Origin of the sequence: Kitasatospora sp. NPDC053057 (assembly GCF_044546945.1) — a bacterium.
Taxonomy (GTDB): domain Bacteria; phylum Actinomycetota; class Actinomycetes; order Streptomycetales; family Streptomycetaceae; genus Kitasatospora.
In genome coordinates this window covers 1-17,192 of sequence record NZ_JBITZP010000033.1, presented here as the reverse complement: position 1 = coordinate 17,192, position 17,192 = coordinate 1, and the positions used below count along the sequence as shown (strand labels likewise).

The 17,192-nt window shown below is 70.6% G+C and carries 15 protein-coding genes and 1 pseudogene; 9 read left to right on the top strand and 7 right to left on the bottom strand.

The genetic code is table 11. The features are described from left to right. Positions 1-143 precede the first annotated feature (143 nt). Positions 144-860 carry a flavodoxin family protein gene (locus ACIG5E_RS28520; RefSeq protein WP_396538065.1) on the top strand — a complete coding sequence of 239 codons (717 nt, stop codon included), beginning with the start codon at positions 144-146 and terminating at the stop codon, positions 858-860. 156 nt (positions 861-1,016) lie between these two features. Here the strand turns inward: ACIG5E_RS28520 and ACIG5E_RS28515 are convergent, their stop codons facing one another. Next, positions 1,017-1,148 (bottom strand): hypothetical protein, encoded by a 132-nt coding sequence (locus ACIG5E_RS28515; RefSeq protein WP_396538063.1) that lies wholly within the window; start codon positions 1,146-1,148, stop codon positions 1,017-1,019. Then, entirely contained in the window at positions 1,145-1,300 is a 156-nt protein-coding gene (locus tag ACIG5E_RS28510; RefSeq protein WP_396538061.1) for a hypothetical protein, read from the bottom strand. The genes ACIG5E_RS28515 and ACIG5E_RS28510 overlap by 4 nt, the downstream gene beginning before the upstream one ends. 510 nt (positions 1,301-1,810) lie before the next feature. Here ACIG5E_RS28510 and ACIG5E_RS28505 point away from each other — a divergent pair. Then, a complete protein-coding gene (locus ACIG5E_RS28505; RefSeq protein ID WP_396538059.1) occupies positions 1,811-2,116 on the top strand; it encodes a hypothetical protein in 306 nt (101 codons plus the stop codon). A gap of 91 nt (positions 2,117-2,207) precedes the next feature. On the opposite strand, the gene ACIG5E_RS28500 is transcribed toward ACIG5E_RS28505, so the two are convergent. Next, complete coding sequence (locus ACIG5E_RS28500) at positions 2,208-2,951, bottom strand: FadR/GntR family transcriptional regulator (protein ID WP_396538185.1); 744 nt, start codon at positions 2,949-2,951, stop codon at positions 2,208-2,210. Between the two features lie 220 nt (positions 2,952-3,171). Here ACIG5E_RS28500 and ACIG5E_RS28495 point away from each other — a divergent pair, with 220 nt between their 5' ends. Genes ACIG5E_RS28495 through ACIG5E_RS28475 form a run of 5 tightly spaced genes read left to right on the top strand, consistent with a single transcriptional unit; the run spans position 3,172 to position 8,960 of the window. Then, positions 3,172-4,737, top strand: coding sequence for an amino acid permease (locus ACIG5E_RS28495; RefSeq protein ID WP_396538057.1), 1,566 nt, complete (start codon positions 3,172-3,174; stop codon positions 4,735-4,737). Next, entirely contained in the window at positions 4,734-6,092 is a 1,359-nt protein-coding gene (locus tag ACIG5E_RS28490) for a glutamine synthetase family protein (protein ID WP_396538055.1), read from the top strand. Before ACIG5E_RS28495 ends, ACIG5E_RS28490 begins: the two co-directional genes overlap by 4 nt. Continuing rightward, on the top strand, positions 6,089-6,817 hold the full coding sequence (locus ACIG5E_RS28485) for a gamma-glutamyl-gamma-aminobutyrate hydrolase family protein (RefSeq protein ID WP_396538053.1): 729 nt from the start codon (positions 6,089-6,091) through the stop codon (positions 6,815-6,817). Before ACIG5E_RS28490 ends, ACIG5E_RS28485 begins: the two co-directional genes overlap by 4 nt. Continuing rightward, entirely contained in the window at positions 6,814-8,187 is a 1,374-nt protein-coding gene (locus ACIG5E_RS28480; RefSeq protein ID WP_396538051.1) for an aldehyde dehydrogenase family protein, read from the top strand. Before ACIG5E_RS28485 ends, ACIG5E_RS28480 begins: the two co-directional genes overlap by 4 nt. Before the next feature lie 5 nt (positions 8,188-8,192). Further along, a complete protein-coding gene (locus ACIG5E_RS28475) occupies positions 8,193-8,960 on the top strand; it encodes a 3-oxoacyl-ACP reductase (protein WP_396538049.1) in 768 nt (255 codons plus the stop codon). Positions 8,961-9,127: 167 nt separating this feature from the next. On the opposite strand, the gene ACIG5E_RS28470 is transcribed toward ACIG5E_RS28475, so the two are convergent. After that, a complete protein-coding gene (locus tag ACIG5E_RS28470) occupies positions 9,128-9,568 on the bottom strand; it encodes a winged helix-turn-helix transcriptional regulator (RefSeq protein WP_396538047.1) in 441 nt (146 codons plus the stop codon). Between the two features lie 223 nt (positions 9,569-9,791). Here ACIG5E_RS28470 and ACIG5E_RS28465 point away from each other — a divergent pair, with 223 nt between their 5' ends. After that, entirely contained in the window at positions 9,792-10,892 is a 1,101-nt protein-coding gene (locus tag ACIG5E_RS28465; RefSeq protein ID WP_396538045.1) for a Gfo/Idh/MocA family protein, read from the top strand. A gap of 213 nt (positions 10,893-11,105) precedes the next feature. Then, positions 11,106-11,843 carry an SDR family oxidoreductase gene (locus ACIG5E_RS28460; RefSeq protein ID WP_396538043.1) on the top strand — a complete coding sequence of 246 codons (738 nt, stop codon included), beginning with the start codon at positions 11,106-11,108 and terminating at the stop codon, positions 11,841-11,843. A 56-nt stretch (positions 11,844-11,899) separates the two neighbouring features. On the opposite strand, the gene ACIG5E_RS28455 is transcribed toward ACIG5E_RS28460, so the two are convergent. From ACIG5E_RS28455 to ACIG5E_RS28445, 3 genes and pseudogenes are all read right to left on the bottom strand, one after another. After that, complete coding sequence (locus ACIG5E_RS28455) at positions 11,900-13,198, bottom strand: hypothetical protein (RefSeq protein ID WP_396538041.1); 1,299 nt, start codon at positions 13,196-13,198, stop codon at positions 11,900-11,902. A 163-nt stretch (positions 13,199-13,361) separates the two neighbouring features. After that, entirely contained in the window at positions 13,362-15,083 is a 1,722-nt protein-coding gene (locus tag ACIG5E_RS28450; RefSeq protein ID WP_396538039.1) for an FG-GAP repeat domain-containing protein, read from the bottom strand. Between the two features lie 196 nt (positions 15,084-15,279). After that, positions 15,280-15,834, bottom strand: a pseudogene (locus ACIG5E_RS28445) (GDSL-type esterase/lipase family protein); the annotation flags it as partial. Positions 15,835-17,192 lie beyond the last annotated feature (1,358 nt).

Genomic DNA, 17,192 nt, shown 5'->3' with positions numbered 1-17,192 from the left:
AGGGCGGCACATCAGGCGGGTGGCCGAACGTGCCGGGCGCGGGTGTCCGAGATCTGCTGGAGTAGGAGGCGGAAAGCAGCAGAGAGGCTGCAGCCGCTGGCGCTGGACACCGTGCGCCCGGCCTGCGCGAAGGAGATACGTTCATGCCGGAACCAGCGACGTCCTACCGTGATCTGAGCGCTCTGGTGATCAACTGCACGCTGAAGCGGTCACCGGAGCGCAGCCACACGCAGGGGCTGATCGACCTCAGTACGGGCATCCTGGAGCGTCAAGGAGTTGCGGTCGAGGTCTTGCGGGCGGTGGATCTTGATATCGCGACCGGTGTGTGGCCGGACATGACCGAGCACGGATGGGAGACCGATGAGTGGCCGGTCATCTACTCGAAGGTGATGGCCGCAGACATCCTCACGTTAGCCGGGCCTGTGTGGCTAGGAGACAACTCCTCGGTGATGAAGAAGGTGATCGAGCGGCTGTATGCATGCTCGTCGATCCTCAATGAGCATGGCCAGTACGCCTATTACGGCCGGGTCGGGGGTTGCCTGATCACCGGGAACGAGGACGGTGCGAAGCACTGCGCGATGAACGTCCTCTACAGCCTTCAGCATCTGGGCTACACCATCCCCCCGCAGGCCGACGCCGGCTGGGTCGGCGAGGCGGGCCCCGGGCCGTCCTACCTGGATGAGGGCTCGGGCGGTCCGGAGAACGACTTCACCAATCGCAACGCCACTTTCATGACCTGGAACCAGCTCCACCTGGCCCGGATGTTGAAGGATGCCGGCGGCATCCCGGCCCACGGCAACCAGCGCTCCGAGTGGGACGCCGGCTGCCGCTTCGACTTCGAGAACCCCGAACACCGCTGAACTGCACCTGGCCGACCGTCTTCGCCACGGCGCCGACGACGCCCGAGCCGAACAGCTCCTCACTGTCTACAGCTGCGCCACCACTCACTCAGACCAGGAGTTCGTCCGGCCGGGCCGGGCGGGACCGGGAACTGCTCCCCAGGCGCGATCGGACCCTCAGACCACGCACTTCCGGATCATCGCCACGAGCGGCGGTGCGTCCGGATTCGGCTGGACCTCGTTCACGGCCGAGTAACCCCAGGACTCGTACAGTGCGAGCAGCTTGCCGTCGGCCGCGGCCGGGTTCACCAGCGGTCGCCGGAGCGGATGGTGTTGCCGTAGGCGTAGCGGATCGGTTCCTCCTCGTCGTAGCCGATGACGGCGTCGAAGCCGGGCTCGCCGCCGTGGCGGTCAAGGCGCTCGGCGAACGTCGCGACGGCGTAGTCGGCGAGGTGGAGCAACGGTGCTCGGACGTCCCCATAGAGGTCGATCAGCGTCTGGCGTGCAAGGGGGGCAATTCGGTGAAGTGGCGCAGGTCCGGCTCTGTCACGCGGGTGTCCTTCGGTTGTCGTGGGTGTACTGGTCCCAGAGTTTGCGTATGGGGACTGTTCGGCGCCATGTTCAGCAAGGCTGAGCCGAATCGGTCGAGCATGCCGGCGTGCTTCGGGTGCCCGGGTGCACGCGATTGCCTCTCCCGGGTTGGACGAACCTGAGGTCTGGACCAGTACACCCGAATACTGCCCTGAGTGCCTCCGGGTGTTTGGCGGGCGGCCAACTGGTCTTACCCGTAAGCGAATTGTTGACCGTTCGCTCTGATACGGTGCCCGGTTTTCCCATCAGGCCACCGATCTCCAGGTTGACGCTCGACCCCAGTGACCTCGGAGCCAGCCACTGGTACCAGCTGCTCCGGCTCAGCGGGCTCACCACGTGGTCTCGCTCCTGCCCGACCACCGAACCGACCGAGGAGCACCGTGGCTACGCACGACGAACTCACCCAGCTGTTCAGCCCCGAAGGAGTGATCACCCTCGACCGTGAAGAGGCCGTCCGGAACAAGATTGCGGACGCTGACGTCGACACCCTGGCGAGCGTCGGCCTGCCAGCACATCTCGATCTGATCTTCAGCCTCAAGGTCCCCGGTGAGCCGTCCGCTTTCTCCATGGTGCCCATCGACACCGGCGACGAGGTCGTCAACACCGTGGAGAGACTCCCAGGGCCACGTCATGCGCCCAGCACCCGGTTTGCGGATCGGGCGACCTCGGCGGCGGTGAGGGCATGACCGACGCCGGGAGTCATCGGGATCCTCAGGAGGCCGGCGCACCAACGACGCTGTAGGTGATGTGAAGGTAGGAGCTTGCGGCGGTAAAACCTCAGGCCAGGAAGCCCCGCAGCAGTGCGGCCGTAGCGGCGAGGTGCTCCTCGGTGGCGCGTCGGGCGGCGTCACCGTCGCCGGCGAGGATCGCCCGGACCATCGCCCGGTGCTGCTCGGCGGCGTGCTCGATGTTCCGGTCCAGCATGGGGATGGCGTTGAGCAGGTCGTTGAGACGCATCCTGGCCTCGGCGATGGCCGCGGCAAGGGTGGGGGAGCCGGTGAGCTCGCCGATGGCGAGGTGGAAGCGCGAGTCCAGCTGGCGGTACTGCTCCGGCGGGGCTCCCTCCAGGTCGGTCAGCCGGCTCTCCAGATGGGCCCGCTGGTCGGGGGAGAGGGGGCGACGGGCGGCCGCCTCGGCGGCGCCGACCTCCAGCACCTGGCGATAGGTCAGCGCGTCCTCCAGCGCGCCGCCGAGGTCGCGGGCCGCGCGGCGCAGGTCGGCGACGTCCGGCGCGGGCAGCCGATAGGTGACGAAGGTGCCGCCGTACCGGCCGCGGCGGGGTTCGACGCAGCCGGCCTGCTGCAGCGTGCGGAGCGCCTCGCGCAGGGTCTCCCGGCTGACGCCGAGCCGGGCGGCGAGATCCCGTTCGGCGGGCAGTCGGTCGCCGAGGTCGAAGACGCCGAGTTTGATCGCCTGGAGCAGCCTTTCGACGGTCTCCTCGAAGGCGTTGCCGGTCCGGACCGGGCGGAAGATCGCCCCGGCCTGCCAGTCGAGCCGCGCCTGCTCACGTGTTTCGTCCACGTCCACGCCGGAATCGTACCTATGAACGGGTTCCCCGGACTCGTTCCCTCCTCGCTCTTGACGCGGCCCCGATCCAGCCGGAACGATGCTGCTCACCCACCCCAATGGACTGATTCCAGGCCATTGAAGAGCCGTCCGACCGTCGAACTCGTCGGGGCGACCGCGCCACGCCGTCGTGGCCGTGTGCTCCCCGGCACACCCTCAACCCCCAGGGGTGCCCATGACCGACGCACGCTCACCCGATCACCCTGCCCCCGAAGTGTTTCCGGAGAACACCGCCCCCGTTTCCGCCGACGAACAGCGGCTCCGCGAGCTGGGCTACACCCAGGAACTGGCCCGCTCGATGTCAGGCTTCTCCAACTTCGCCGTCTCCTTCTCCATCGTCTCCATCCTCTCCGGCTGCCTGACCCTGTACGGAACGGGGATGAAGACCGGAGGCCCCGCGCTGATCGTCTGGGGCTGGCCTGTGGTCGGCCTGCTCACGCTCTGCGTCGGGCTGGCGATGGCCGAGATCTGTTCCAGCTACCCGACGGCCGGCGGGCTCTACTACTGGTCCGCCAAACTGACCCGCAGCCGCGGCCCGGCCTGGAGCTGGTTCACCGGCTGGTTCAACTTCCTCGGTCAGGTCGCGGTGACCGCCAGCGTCGACTACGGCGCCGCCTTCTTCACCAACGCGTTCCTCACCCTCCGCTTCGGCGTCGCGGCCAGCCCCGCGCACACCATGGAGATCTTCGCCGTCATCCTGCTGGTGCACGGCCTGCTCAACACCCGGGGGGTGCGCCTGGTCGCGGTCCTCAACAGCGTGTCCGTGTGGTGGCACCTGGTGGGCGTCGCGGTCATCGTCGGTGCGCTCACCGTGCTCCCCGACCGGCACGCCTCCGTCTCCTTCGTCCTCACGGAATTCGTCAACCAGACCGGCTTCCACAACCAGTTCTACGTCGCGATGCTCGGCCTGCTGATGGCCCAGTACACCCTCACCGGCTATGACGCCTCCGCGCACATGACCGAAGAGACCCACGACGCCGCCCGCTCCGGCCCGCGCGGCATCGTCAACGCCATCACCGTCTCCCTGGTGGCGGGCTGGATCCTGCTGCTCGGCATCACCTTCGCGATCCGCGACTACGACGGCGCGCTCGCCAGCGACACGGACGTCCCGCCCGCGCAGATCTTCATCGACGCGATCGGCGCCGGCGGCGCCCAGCTCCTGCTGCTCATCGTCATCGGCGCCCAGTTCTTCTGCGGCATGGCCTCCGTCACCGCCAACTCCCGTATGATCTACGCCTTCTCCCGGGACGGCGCGCTGCCCGGCTCCCGCCTGTGGCACCGCATCGACCCGCGCACCCAGACCCCGACCAACGCGGTCTGGCTGGCGACGGGCGGCGCGTTGCTGCTCGGGCTGCCCGCGCTCTGGAACACCACCGCCTACACCGCCGTGACCTCCATCTCCGTCATCGGCCTCTACATCTCCTACGTCATCCCGGTCTACCTGCGGCTGCGCCAGGGCGAGGACTTTCCGCGCGGCCCCTGGCACCTGGGCCGATGGAGCCGGCCGATCGGCGTCGTCGCGGTCGGCTGGACCGCGGTGATCACGGTCCTGTTCATGCTCCCCACCGTCAGCCCGATCACCGTCGAGAGCTTCAACTACACACCCGTCGCCGTGGCCGTCGTCGTCGGATTCGCCGGCCTGTGGTGGCTGGCCTCCGCCCGGCACTGGTTCACCGGGCCGACCGTCCACGGCACGCCACCCGAACCCGACGCACGGGACACCGAACTGGAGGTCCGATGACCAGCCCCCGGCTCACCCTCGACGAACTGCGCGCCCACGTCGCCGACGGATCCGTCGACACCGTCGTGCTCGCCATGACCGACATGCAGGGGCGCCTCCAGGGCAAACGCGTCGCCGCCGAGTACTTCCTCGACGACGTCGTGCCCGGCGCTGCGGAAGGCTGCGGCTACCTGCTGGCCGTCGACGTCGACATGAACACCGTCGACGGGTACGAGATCTCCTCCTGGGAGAACGGCTACGGCGACCTGGTGCTGCGCCCCGACCTCGCCACCCTGCGGTCCGTCCCCTGGCACCCCGCCACCGTCATGGTGCAGTGCGACGTCACCCACCACGACGGCAGCCCGGTCGCCGTCTCCCCGCGCCAGGTCCTACAACGCCAGCTGGACCGGCTGGCCGGTTACGGCTGGCAGGCCCAGGCCGCCACCGAGCTGGAGTTCATTGTCTTCCAGGACACCTACGAACAGGCCTGGGGCAAGGACTACGCCCGGCTCACCCCGGCCAACCAGTACAACGTCGACTACTCCATCCTCGGCACCGGCCGGATCGAGCCCCTCCTGCGCCGACTCCGCAACGGCATGGCCGGCGCCGGCCTCACCGTCGAGTCCGCCAAGGGCGAGTGCAACCTCGGCCAGCACGAGATCGCCTTCAAGTACGCCGACGCCCTCACCACCTGCGACAACCACGCCGTCTACAAGACCGGCGCCAAGGAGATCGCCGCCCAGGAGGGCTGCAGCCTCACGTTCATGGCGAAGTACGACGAACGCGAGGGCAACTCCTGCCACATCCATCTGAGCCTGCGCGACGAGCAGGGCGCCCCGGTGTTCGCCGGTGACCGTCCGCACGGCTTCTCCCGCACCATGGAGCACTTCCTCGCCGGACAGCTCGCCTGCCTGGCCGACTTCGCCCTGCTGCTCGCACCCACCGTCAACTCCTACAAGCGCTATGTGCCCGGCAGCTTCGCACCCACCGCCATCGCCTGGGGCCGCGACAACCGCACCTGCGCCCTGCGCGTGGTCGGCCACGGCCCCTCGCTGCGCTTCGAGAACCGCGTCCCCGGCGGTGACGTCAACCCGTACCTCGCGGTCGCCGCGCTGATCGCGGCCGGACTGCACGGCGTCGAGCAACAGCTCGAACTCGAACCGGAGTTCACCGGAAACGCGTACGCCTCCGCCGCGCCCCGGGTGCCCGCCACCCTGCGCGACGCGGTCGACGCCTTCGAGCGCAGCGCAGTCGCCACCGAGGCCTTCGGCAAGGACGTCGTCCGGCACTACACCCACGCCGGACGCGCCGAACTCGCCTCCTACGAACGGGCGGTGACCGACTGGGAGCGGCGCCGCGGCTTCGAGCGGCTGTGACGCGCAACGACCGCCGACGACCGCTGATCGGCATCACCAGCTACCAGGACGACGCCGCCTGGTCCGTCTGGAACCAGCGCGCCTCCCTCGTGCCCCAGACGTACGTCGACGCCGTCGTCCGCGCGGGCGGCACCCCGGTGTTGCTGCCGCCGCAACCCGGCGGTGCCGACCACCTGCTCGACGCCCTGGACGGACTCGTCCTCGCCGGCGGACCGGACGTCGACCCGGCCCGGTACGCGGCGGACGCCGACCCGCGCACCGGCCCGCCGCACCACGCCCGCGACGGTTGGGAGAGCATGCTCCTGCACACCGCCCTCACCCGGGACCTGCCGGTGCTCGGCGTCTGCCGCGGCATGCAGCTGCTCAACGTCGAACTCGGCGGCACCCTCCTGCAACACCTGCCCGACGGGAACCACCAGATCGTCCCCGCCCGCTACGTCCGCCACCGGGTCGGCGTGGTGGCGGGCAGCCGGCTCGCCGACGTCCTGGGGCCGACCGCCGAGGTCTCCTGCTACCACCACCAGGCCGTCGACCGGCTCGGCGCCGGTCTGCAGGTCACCGCCCGCAGCGCCGACGGCACCGTCGAAGGGCTCGAACTGGCGGGCCGCCGCTTCGCGTTGGGCGTCCAGTGGCACCCCGAGACGAACCCCGACGACCTGCGCCTCTTCCAGGCCCTGGTCGCCGCCGGCCAGACCACCTCCACACACAGGGAGACAGCCCCATGACCGCACCGGACCTCTTCGAGGTCGTCAACCCCGCCACCGAGGAGGTGATCACCACCGTCGAACTGGCTGGCCTCGCCGAAACCGATGCCGCCGTCGCCCGCGCCCGCGCCGCCTTCGACGCCTGGCGCCGGGTGGCACCCGCCGACCGGGCCCGGCTGCTGCGCTCCTTCGCCGCCGCCGTCGACGCCGACCGCGAGCACCTTGCCGCCCTGGAGGTCGCCAACGCCGGCCACACCATCGGCAACGCGCGCTGGGAGGCGGGCAACGCGCGTGACGTCATCGAGTACTACGCCGCCGCGCCCGAGCGGCTGTTCGGCCGACAGATCCCGGTGTCGGGCGGCATCGATCTCACCTTCCAGGAACCGATCGGCGTGGTCGGGGTCATCGTGCCGTGGAACTTCCCGATGCCGATCGCCGCCTGGGCCCTGGCCCCGGCGCTGGCCGCCGGCAACACCGTCATCGTCAAACCGGCCGAACTCACTCCACTCACCGCCCTGCGCCTCGGCGAACTCGCCCTCCAGGCCGGGATCCCGGAAGGCGTGCTGCAGATCCTGCCCGGCCGCGGCCCGGTCGTCGGACAGCGCTTCGTCACCCACCCCGACGTGCGCAAGGTGGTGTTCACCGGCTCGACCCGGGTCGGCAAGGAGATCATGGCGGGCTGCGCCGCCCAGGTGAAGCCCGTCACCCTCGAACTCGGTGGCAAGAGCGCCAACATCGTCTTCGCCGACGCCGACCTCGCCAAGGCCGCCGCGACGGCCCCCTACGCGGTCTTCGACAACGCCGGCCAGGACTGCTGCGCCCGCTCCCGGATCCTGGTCGAAGCATCCGTTTTCGAGGACTTCCTGGAGCTCCTGGAACCAGCCGTCCGCGGCGTGCGGGTCGGTGACCCGACCGACGAGAAGACCGAGATGGGCCCGCTGATCTCCGCTGCCCACCGGGCGCGGGTCTCCTCCTACGTCCCGGACGGGTCGGCTGTCGCCTTCCGCGGCAGCGCCCCCGACGGGCCCGGCTTCTGGTACCCGCCGACCGTGCTCGCGCCCGTGCGGCACGACGACCGCGTCTTCACCGAGGAGATCTTCGGCCCGGTCGTCGCGGTCGTCCCGTTCCGCGACGAACAGGACGCCCTGCGCATCGCCAACGCCACCGAGTACGGGCTGTCCGGCTCCATCTGGACTAGGGACGTCGGGCGCGCACTGCGGGTCTCGCGCGGCGTGGACGCCGGCAACCTGTCCGTCAACTCGCACTCCTCGGTGCGCTACACCACGCCGTTCGGCGGCTTCAAGCAGTCCGGCCTCGGCCGCGAGCTCGGTCCGGACGCCCTCGACGCCTTCACCCAGACCAAGAACGTCTTCATCTCCACGGAGGAGTGATCATCATGACCCAGCGACTCGACGGCCGGGTGGCCGTCATCACCGGCGCGGGCAGCGGCATCGGCCTGGCGACCGCCCGCCGCTTCGCCGCCGAGGGCGCCAAGGTGGTCTGCGTCGACCTCGACGCGGAGACCGGCGCCAAGGCCGCGAACGAGGTCGGCGGCCTGTTCATCGAGGCCGACGTCACCGACGAGCAGGCGGTGCGCGACCTCTTCCAGCGGGTCGTCGACGAGTACGGGCGGCTCGACATCGCCTTCAACAACGCGGGCATCTCGCCGCCGGACGACGACTCCATCCTCACCACCGGCCTGGACGCCTGGAAGAGGGTCCAGGAGGTCAATCTGACCAGCGTCTACCTGTGCTGCAAGTACGCGATCCCGCACATGCGGCGCCAGGGCAAGGGGTCGATCATCAACACCGCCTCGTTCGTCGCCGTGATGGGCGCGGCCACCTCGCAGATCTCCTACAGCGCCTCCAAGGGCGGAGTGCTGGCCATGTCCCGCGAGCTGGGCGTGCAGTTCGCCCGCGAGGGCATCCGGGTCAACGCGCTCTGCCCCGGCCCGGTGAACACCCCGCTGCTGCGGGAACTGTTCGCCAAGGACCCGGAGCGGGCTGCCCGTCGACTGGTCCACATCCCGCTCGGCCGCTTCGCCGAGCCCGAGGAGATCGCCGCAGCGGTGGCCTTCCTCGCCTCCGACGACTCGTCCTTCATGACCGCGAACACCTTCCTCGTCGACGGCGGCATCTCCGGCGCCTACGTGACGCCGCAGTAGCGGCGTCCTCCCCCGGAGGGCACCGACGGCTCGCCCCCCGTGACAGGGGCGGGCGAGCCGTCGGCCTGGACCCGAGCCGCGGCACACCGAAGAACACCCGTGCCAAGCTGAAACGCCCCGGAGGCCAACTCAAGCTGAACTCCGGCAGCGGCCCGCAGTACTCCCTCTCAGGCTGCCGGGGCCGGGATGGCCGCCTCCTCGACCTGGGCGTTGTCGTAGGCGGTGCGGGCCTGGTCGATCTGGTGGCGATGGCGTTCGGCCCAGCCGGTGAGCGCCAGCAGCGATTCATACAGCTCGCGGGCCATCGGGGTGGCGGTGTACTCCACCTTGGGCGGAACGGTCGGGTAGACGGTGCGGGTCAGCAGGCCGTCCCGTTCCAGGTTGCGCAGGGTGAGGGTGAGCATGCGGCGGCTGATGCCCTTGACCTGGCGCTCCAGTTCGGTGAAGCGCGCCGGGCCTTGGGTGGTGACGAGCAGGATGCCGATACTCCACTTCCCACTCACCCGTCCGAGGACTTCGAGGACCGAGCAGGCAGCCTCCGCGGCAGGAGATTCGCACCGATCTGAGCCGCTGACCTGGGGTGTCACACGGGTGTTCCTCTGGGACATGAAAGTGCCTCCTTCCGCTGCCGGGCATGGTTTCAGAACATTACCTCTGTAACAAGACGTGCACCTAGTCGGTCCGCGCACGGCGGCCGCGCGATAGCGGCATGGGCACGGAACCCGTGCGCCAGCCAGGGGCCGCAACGGGCACGCCCGGCAGCTGGTACCACCAGCCAAAAGAACAGGCCGACCAGGCAGACGAGTTCAGACGGAAACGAGAGGGTTCATCGTGGCGGACAAGATCCGAGTGGGAGTCGTCGGCGCGCACGCACAACGGGGCTGGGCACGCGGGGTGCACCTGCCGGCGCTCGCGGCGCTCGACGACTACGAGATCACCGCGGTCGCCGGGACCAGCGACGCATCGGCGGGGGCCGCGGCCGAGGTGTGGGGCGCCCGGCACGCCTTCACCGACCCCGAGGCGCTCATGGCGCACCCGGAGGTCGACCTGGTCACCATCGCCGTACAGCTTCCGCGTCGCGACGGGCTGGTCTCCGCGGCCATCGCGGCGGGCAAGCACGTCTACAGCGAGTGGCCACTGACCCTGTCCGCGGCACAGGCCGAGCAGTTCCGTACGGAGGCGGAGTCCGCAGGGGTGCGGCACGCGGTGGGACTGCAGAGCCGCCACCACCCGGCGGTCCGGCTGATGCGCGACCTGATCGCGGACGGCCTCGTCGGAGAGGTGCTGTCGACCTCGCTGACGTACTCCCTGTCGACACCGGAGGTCTGGTCCGAACGGTACGCCGCGCTGTTCGACCACACCAAGGGCGTCAACCACGTGGCGGTCGTGGGCGGCCACTCGATGGACATGTACCGCTTCATCGTCGGCGACTTCACCGAACTGTCGGCGACACTGACGACCCGGATCCGCCGCATCACGCTGGAAGAGACCGGTCGGGAGATCGAGGTAACCTCCCCGGACCAGATCGCGGTGGCCGGGCTGCTCCAGTCCGGTGCCGCCGCATCGGCACACTTCATGACGGGCGGCCCCCACGGCGACGGCTTCCGCATCGAGGTGCACGGGCGCGCCGGCCGGCTGGTGCTGCGCTCCACGGACGACTCGCTGGTCGGCCCCGAATTCGTACTCACCCACGCGGCGGGCGGTGGCGGGAGGCCGGTGGAGCTGGAGGTGCCCGAGCGCTACCGGCGGCAGCCGGCTGCCGCGCCGCCCGCGGTGCGCAACGTGCGCCAGGTGTACGCCGATCTGGCGCACGCGATCCGTACCGGGGAGCCGTTCGAGCCGGACTTCGGCACCGCCTTGCGCACGCACCGCCTGCTTGATGCCATCAAGAGGTCCGCCGAGAGCGGACAGCGGCAGACCCTGCGGGACTGACACGGCTGTGCGGGGGTTCCAGAAAGTCGAGGCAGACCAGGTTGTCCTGCCTGCCGCCGACGAGGATGAGCGGAGGAACCCGCTCGCCTCTGATGAGGGCGTGGGCTGCGTCGACGAACGGTGCGTTGGGCACGTCGAACGCCCGTAGCCCTGCCTTGACGCGCCAGTTAAGGTCGCAACCTGACATTCGCTTGGACTATTGAGGGGTCGCACATGTCGGGAGTCGACGGCAAGGTCATCGCCATCACCGGCGCCAGCAGCGGGATCGGCGAGGCCACCGCCCTGCTGCTGGCCGGACGGGGCGCGCGGGTCGTGCTCGGTGCCCGGCGCACCGAGCGTCTGCGGGACCTCGCGGCGCGCATCGCGGCGAAGGGGGGCCAGGTCGCCTGGACCAGCACGGACGTCACCCGCCGCGCCGATCTGACCGCCCTCGTGGCGCTCGCACGCGAGCGGTTCGGCCGCCTGGACGTGCTGGTCAGCAACGCCGGCATCGGGCCGGTCTCCGCGCTCGACGAGTTGCGGGTCGAGGACTGGGAGGCGATGGTCGACGTCAACATCAAGGGCGTGCTGTACGGAATCGCCGCCGCCCTGCCGGTCTTCCGTGCGCAAGGTAGCGGCCACTTCGTCAACGTCGTCTCCACCGCGGGCCTGCGGATCGTGCCCAATCAGGTGGTGTACGCCGCGACCAAGAACGCGGTGCGCACCCTGTCCGAAGGCCTTCGCCAGGAGGCCGGGGACAGTGTGCGGGTCACCGTGGTCTCGCCCGGATTCGTCCGGACCGACTTCATCGATTCCGTTCCGGACGATCGCGTGCGTGCGGAACTCGCTGCCGCGAGGGAGAAGTTCGCGATCCCGCCGGAGGCCGTGGGGGAGACGATCGCCTTCGCCGTCGCCCAGGCGGACACGGTGGACGTCAACGACATCGTCGTCCGGCCGACCGCGCAGGGCTGAGGTTCCGGCAGGCGGGGCACCGCACAGCCACTGCCCGCTCTCGGCTCTGTCCCTGCTTATGCGGCTGTGGGCATCGGCACCGGTTCGAGGGTCCAGCGTCGGCCGTCCCACTGCTGGGTCATGGCCACGGTGGTGCTGGGTACGGCCTCGCCGACGGCCATGCAGTGGGCCGGGCCGGCGCAGGAGACACCGGTGAAGTAGGCCCGTTGTGCGCCGGGCGGAGCGAGCGGTGGGCGGTTGGTCCGGGCCGTGGCGTCCAGGATTTCGGCGGCCGGGCGGATGCCCGTGGTGGCCGTGGTGCTGCCGACGCCGACGCAGTCGGTGGCGCCGCCGCAGGAGATGTCGGTGAGGGTGGCGCCGGATCCGGTGGGGGCGGTCGGGTTGAGTGTGTGCCAGCTTGTCCCGTCGGTCGTCTCGGTCAGTGCTGCCACGTTCGTCCCGGTCACGGCGAAGCCGATCGCCGTGCACCAGGGGGCTGTCGTGCAGGAGAGGGCGGTCAGGAGGGTGCTGCTGGCGCCGGCGGGCTCGTCCAGCTGCTGGGTGGTCCAGTGGTTGCCGTCCCAGGCGGTGGCGAAGGCGTGTTCGGAGGTGACGGCGGGATCTGCGTCGAGCGCGGTGCCGACCGCGGTGCAGGCGGTGGGTGCGGGGCAGGCCAGGCCGTCCAGGTGGCTGCCTCGGCTGTCGGTCGGGGCGGGGACATCGTCCAGGGTCCAGGCCCGGCCGTCCCAGCGCTCGGCCAGCGGCTCGGCTCCGGGCTCGGTGGAGGAGAGGACGGCGTCGGGGCGGCGGGTCCAGGAGCCGACCGCCGTGCACGCGGTGGGCGAGGTGCAGGAGACGCGGTGCAGTTCCGTGCTGGTGGCGTCGGTCGGTTGGGCGATGGGGTGGACGGTCCAGGTGGTGCCGTCCCAGGTCTCGGCGAAGGGCACCTTGCCGTGGCCCTTGGTGTAGGAGCCGATCGCGGAGCAGGCCGAGGGCGAGGTGCAGGAGACGCTGGTGAGCGTGCTCTGCAGGACGGTCATCGCCACCGCCGCCTCGGGCGGCACCGGCGGTTGCTGGGCGCGCCAGTGCGACCCGTCCCAGAACTCGGCCAGTGGCCGGGTCGCCTCGGCGACGGGGACGGTGCCGACGGAGGTCCGTCCGTACGAGCCGACGGCGACGCAGGTCGAGGAGGTGCACGAGACGCCGGTCAGTGTGCCCGAGACGGCGGCAACGGTCGGCGCGGGGCTGGAGGGTGCGGCGCCGACCCCGGTGCCGGCCCGGGAGCAGCCGAAGGCGAAGGCGAGCGCGAGGGCCGCCAGCGTGGCCGCCACTGCGCCCCGGAGCAGGCGCGAGCGCAGGTGGGGGAGGAAGGGCACGGTCGGCTCCTGAGGGTCACGAGGATGCGAACAAGGTTGCACTGCCGGGCGGTTGGGACTGCGAGCCGGTGCGGTGGTGGTCCCGCTCCGCCCGTCGGAGGACGGGCGGAGCGGGACCGTGAGCCTGCGTGCAGCGGCGGGGTGAGCCGCCAGTGCGGCACGCCTAGCCCGGGGTGTTCTGCCACATGAGGACGGAACTGTCAGGCCGCACCCACAGGTAGTCGGCCCTGCCGTCGCCGTTGAGGTCGGCGAACTGGATGGTGTTGCCGGGGGCTCCGGCCGTCCAGCCGGAGCCCTGGACACCGGCGGCGATCTGTCCCATGGGCTGCCAGGCGTAGTTGGCGCTGGGTCCGGGGTTGAACCAGGCCATCACGGAGCTGTCGGGTCGGATGAACAGGTAGTCGGCCCGGCCGGAGCCGGTGAGGTCGGCGAAGCGGATGTGCTGGCCCGGGGAGTCGGTCCAGCCGGAGGCCTGGACGCCTACGGCGATCTCGCCCTTGGGGATCCAGTTGGGGTACTGGTTCTGCCACATGCTGACGGAGCTGTCGGGGTGCACCCACAGGTAGTCGGCGGTGCCCTTGCCGTCCATGTCGGCGAACTGGATCTCGCCGGTGCCGTCGTAGCCGTTCTTGAGGGCGGGCACGACGGTGCCCAGCGGCACGTTGGTGGCGTTGCCGGTCAGGAGCACCCAGCCCTGGACCGAGCCGTCGGGGCGGATGTACAGCGCGTCCTGTGCGATCTGGCCGGGCGAGGTGACGTGGGCGAGCTGGATGTTGCCGATGCTGCCGTTGCCCTGCCCCTGGTAGCCGGGAACGCCCGCGAAGACGGTGTTCTGGGGTACCCAGGTGTAGGCGCCACCGGCGGCGGCCTGCCCGACGTTCGCCCAGGCGGTGATGGATCCGTCGAGCGGTGAGATGTCGAGGTAGTCGGCGCGCTTGGTGTTGCCGGTGTCCAGTGGGGCGAAGCGGATCTGGTCGTCCAGGCCGGCGCCGGCGGTGTTCTGCCACATCAGCGCCGAGCTGTCGGGCTTGACCCAGACGTAGTCGGCGCGGCCGTGGCCGGACAGATCGGCGAAGTCGATGTCGCCGTCGCCCGCTCCGGTGTAGCCGACGCCCTGGACGCCGGGGGCGATCAGGCCCTCGGAACCCCAGGACAGGCCGCCGCTGCCGTTGTCGCGCAGGCCGTAGCCGACCACCGAACTGTCGGGCCGGATGTCGAGCAGGTCGGCCCGGGCGCCGCCGGTGGCCTTGGCGAAGTGCAGTTCGCCGCCGGGGGCGCCGATGCTCGCGAGGTTGCCGCGGTCGGTCCAGGTGTGGTTGACCAGGCCGTCGTGCCCGCTCTCCCACCAGTGGACGGTGCCGTCGGGCTTGGTCCAGACGAGGTCGGGCCAGCCGTCGCCGCTGAGGTCGGCGAACTGGAGGGTGCCGGACTGCGGGCCGGTGTAGCCGGCCGCTGCCGCGGTGCTGCCCGGGAAGATGGTGAACGGGCCGACCCAGACGGGTTGTCCGGCGGAGCTGGCGCCGGAGTTGAGCCACGTCAGGGTGGTGCCGTCGTTCTTGGTCCAGACGTAGTCGGCCCTGCCCTGGCCCGTCAGGTCGACGAACGAGAGGGTGCCGTCGCCGGGACCCTTGTAGCCGGAGGCCTGGATGCCGGGGACCACCAGGCCGACGGAGGTCCAGGTGATGCCCCCGCCCGGGGCGGGTCCGTCGTTGCGCCAGCCGAGGACGGAGCTGTCCGGGCGGATGAACAGGTAGTCGGATCGGCCGGAGCCGAACAGCGGGGCGAAGCGGATCTGCTGGCCGACGGCGTCGGTCCAGCCGGAGCCTTGCACGCCGGGCGCGACCTGGCCCTGGGCGTTCCAGACCGGCGGGCTGTAGCCCTGCACGCCGGGGGGCGACGACGCCCTGGGCCTGCCAGGTCGGGGCCGGGGGCCCGCTCGGCGTCGGGTTCGCGCAGCCCTTCCCGGGCGCGTTGGCCGGATGGACCCAGCCGTCGAGGATCGTCTGGTTGATTCCGGCGCCCCAGGCGGCGGCCATCTTCTGGTAGCCGGTGTCGTTGGGGTGCAGGCCGTCGGCGAGGTCGCCGGTCTGGATGGAGCCCATGTCGGCCCAGCGGACGTGCCAGCCGCTCTGCTGCTGCTGGTTGATCCAGGAGCTGACCTGCTGGTTGAAGGACGCCATGTTGGCGGCGGTGGTGGCGTTGGTGGTGGGGATGAGCCCGCCGACCACGATGGTGACGCCCGGATCGTCGTTGCGGACGGAGGTGATCAGGTCCTCCATCGCGTGGGCGGCGTGGGTGGGGTCACCACCGGCGACGTTGACCCATGGGGTGGCGACGTTGATGTCGTTGGTGCCCGCGTCCAGCAGCACCACGTTGGGCTGGTAGCCCGCGATGGTGCACTGCTCCAGGGATTGGAGGCCCTCGATGGTCCAGCCGGGGTGCCCCTCGTTCGCGTTCTGCGCGCAGGGGCCGGCCGTCTGGCTGCCGGCGTAGATGTTGCCCAGCCCCATGGCGGTCTGCGAGTCCGACAGGTCGCACCGGTAGCCGCCGCCGGTCGAGCTCTGGATCCCGAACGTGATCGAGTCACCGAAGGGGAGGATACGAAGGAAGTTCGGCGTGTTGAGGGCCGGTGCCATTCCGCAGAAGTCGCCGCAGTTCGGTGAGGTGATGAAGGTCCGCGCCGCCGGGCCGGTCCCGGCCCCGATCTTGCTGATCAGATAGGCCAGGGTGCCGAGCCCCTTGCCGATCCAGCCACCCGTCCTGTCATCGAGGGCGCCCAGGGCGGCTCGGATGTTGGCCCCGACCCCGTCGAGAACGCCCTTGAGGCTCACCCCGGTCCAGCCGATCGCGAGGCCGACCGCGGCTCCGCTGACCGCGCCCCAGAAGGCCGCGAGGAGGGCGTTGCCCCAGACGACCGGGTCGTTGAAGAAGTCCTGACCGGTGAGCAGGGCCGTGATCCAGGGCGTCGTGAACGCCTGGAGGGCGCCCGCGACCGCGCCGCACACCGCCGCGCCGATGGGGCCGGTGGCGCCGATGGCGTAGGCGCAGACGATTCCGCCGGCGACGGCGATCAGCGTGCCGAGGCCGCCGGCGATGAAGTTGGCCCAGTAGCTGTCCTTGTCGAACGGGGCGCCCTGCGGGATGACGGCATTGCCCAGCGCGGCCGCGGGCACGTCCAGGGTCAGGGTGTTGGTCGCCGAGTTGCCGCTGCCCGTCGAGTTCACCGTGAGGGTGCACGCGCAGCCGGGCCACTTCGCGTCGATGTGGCCCAGGGTGCCCACCGGCTCCTTGGCGTCCCACGCGGCGATGCTCTGCGCGATCTTGTCGCTGACGGCGGTCGGGGACGGGGTCGCCGAGCCGATGAAGTCTTGGACGTGGGCCTTGACGAGAGCTGGGTCGACGTTGTCGACGGGGTAGCTGATCGTCAGGTCACCGGAGCTGTTCTGAGTGATGGTCGCCGGGTTCGGCAGGGCGCCGGCCGTGCTCGCCGCGGCGGCCCGCAGGGGCCGTGCCGCGGTCGCGGAGGCCGGGGCCTGGGAGAGCGCGAGGCTCAGCAGGCTCAGTGCGACGCAGACGGCCACCGCACGCGGATCGTAGCCGCGCAGCCTCAGGCGCCCGAGCGTCTCGAACAGCTCGCGCAGGGCGGCCGCGGCGGACCGGGCCGGGCCGAGGCGGGCGCGGTGCCCGGCCGGGCGGCCGCGCGGTGGAGGGTTGACGGCAGCGCCGGTCGTCGGCGGGGCTATCGACACGGTTCAACCAATCTGCGCGGAACGCGCGATGCTGGGTTGAGGAGAGGGCGGGGCCGGTCCCGGCGCGTCCGATCCGGACAGTGCGAACATCGCAGCCCGGTCTGTGCCGGGAAAAGCCACCGGCGGCTAACGGAAATCTGACGTTCAATCAAGCTTGCCGTTTAACCTCGGCGGGCTTGGTGTTCCTTGATCGACTCGGCGCGTTTGACGGTCTTGCCGACGTCGTGGCGCCTGGCTCGCTGCTT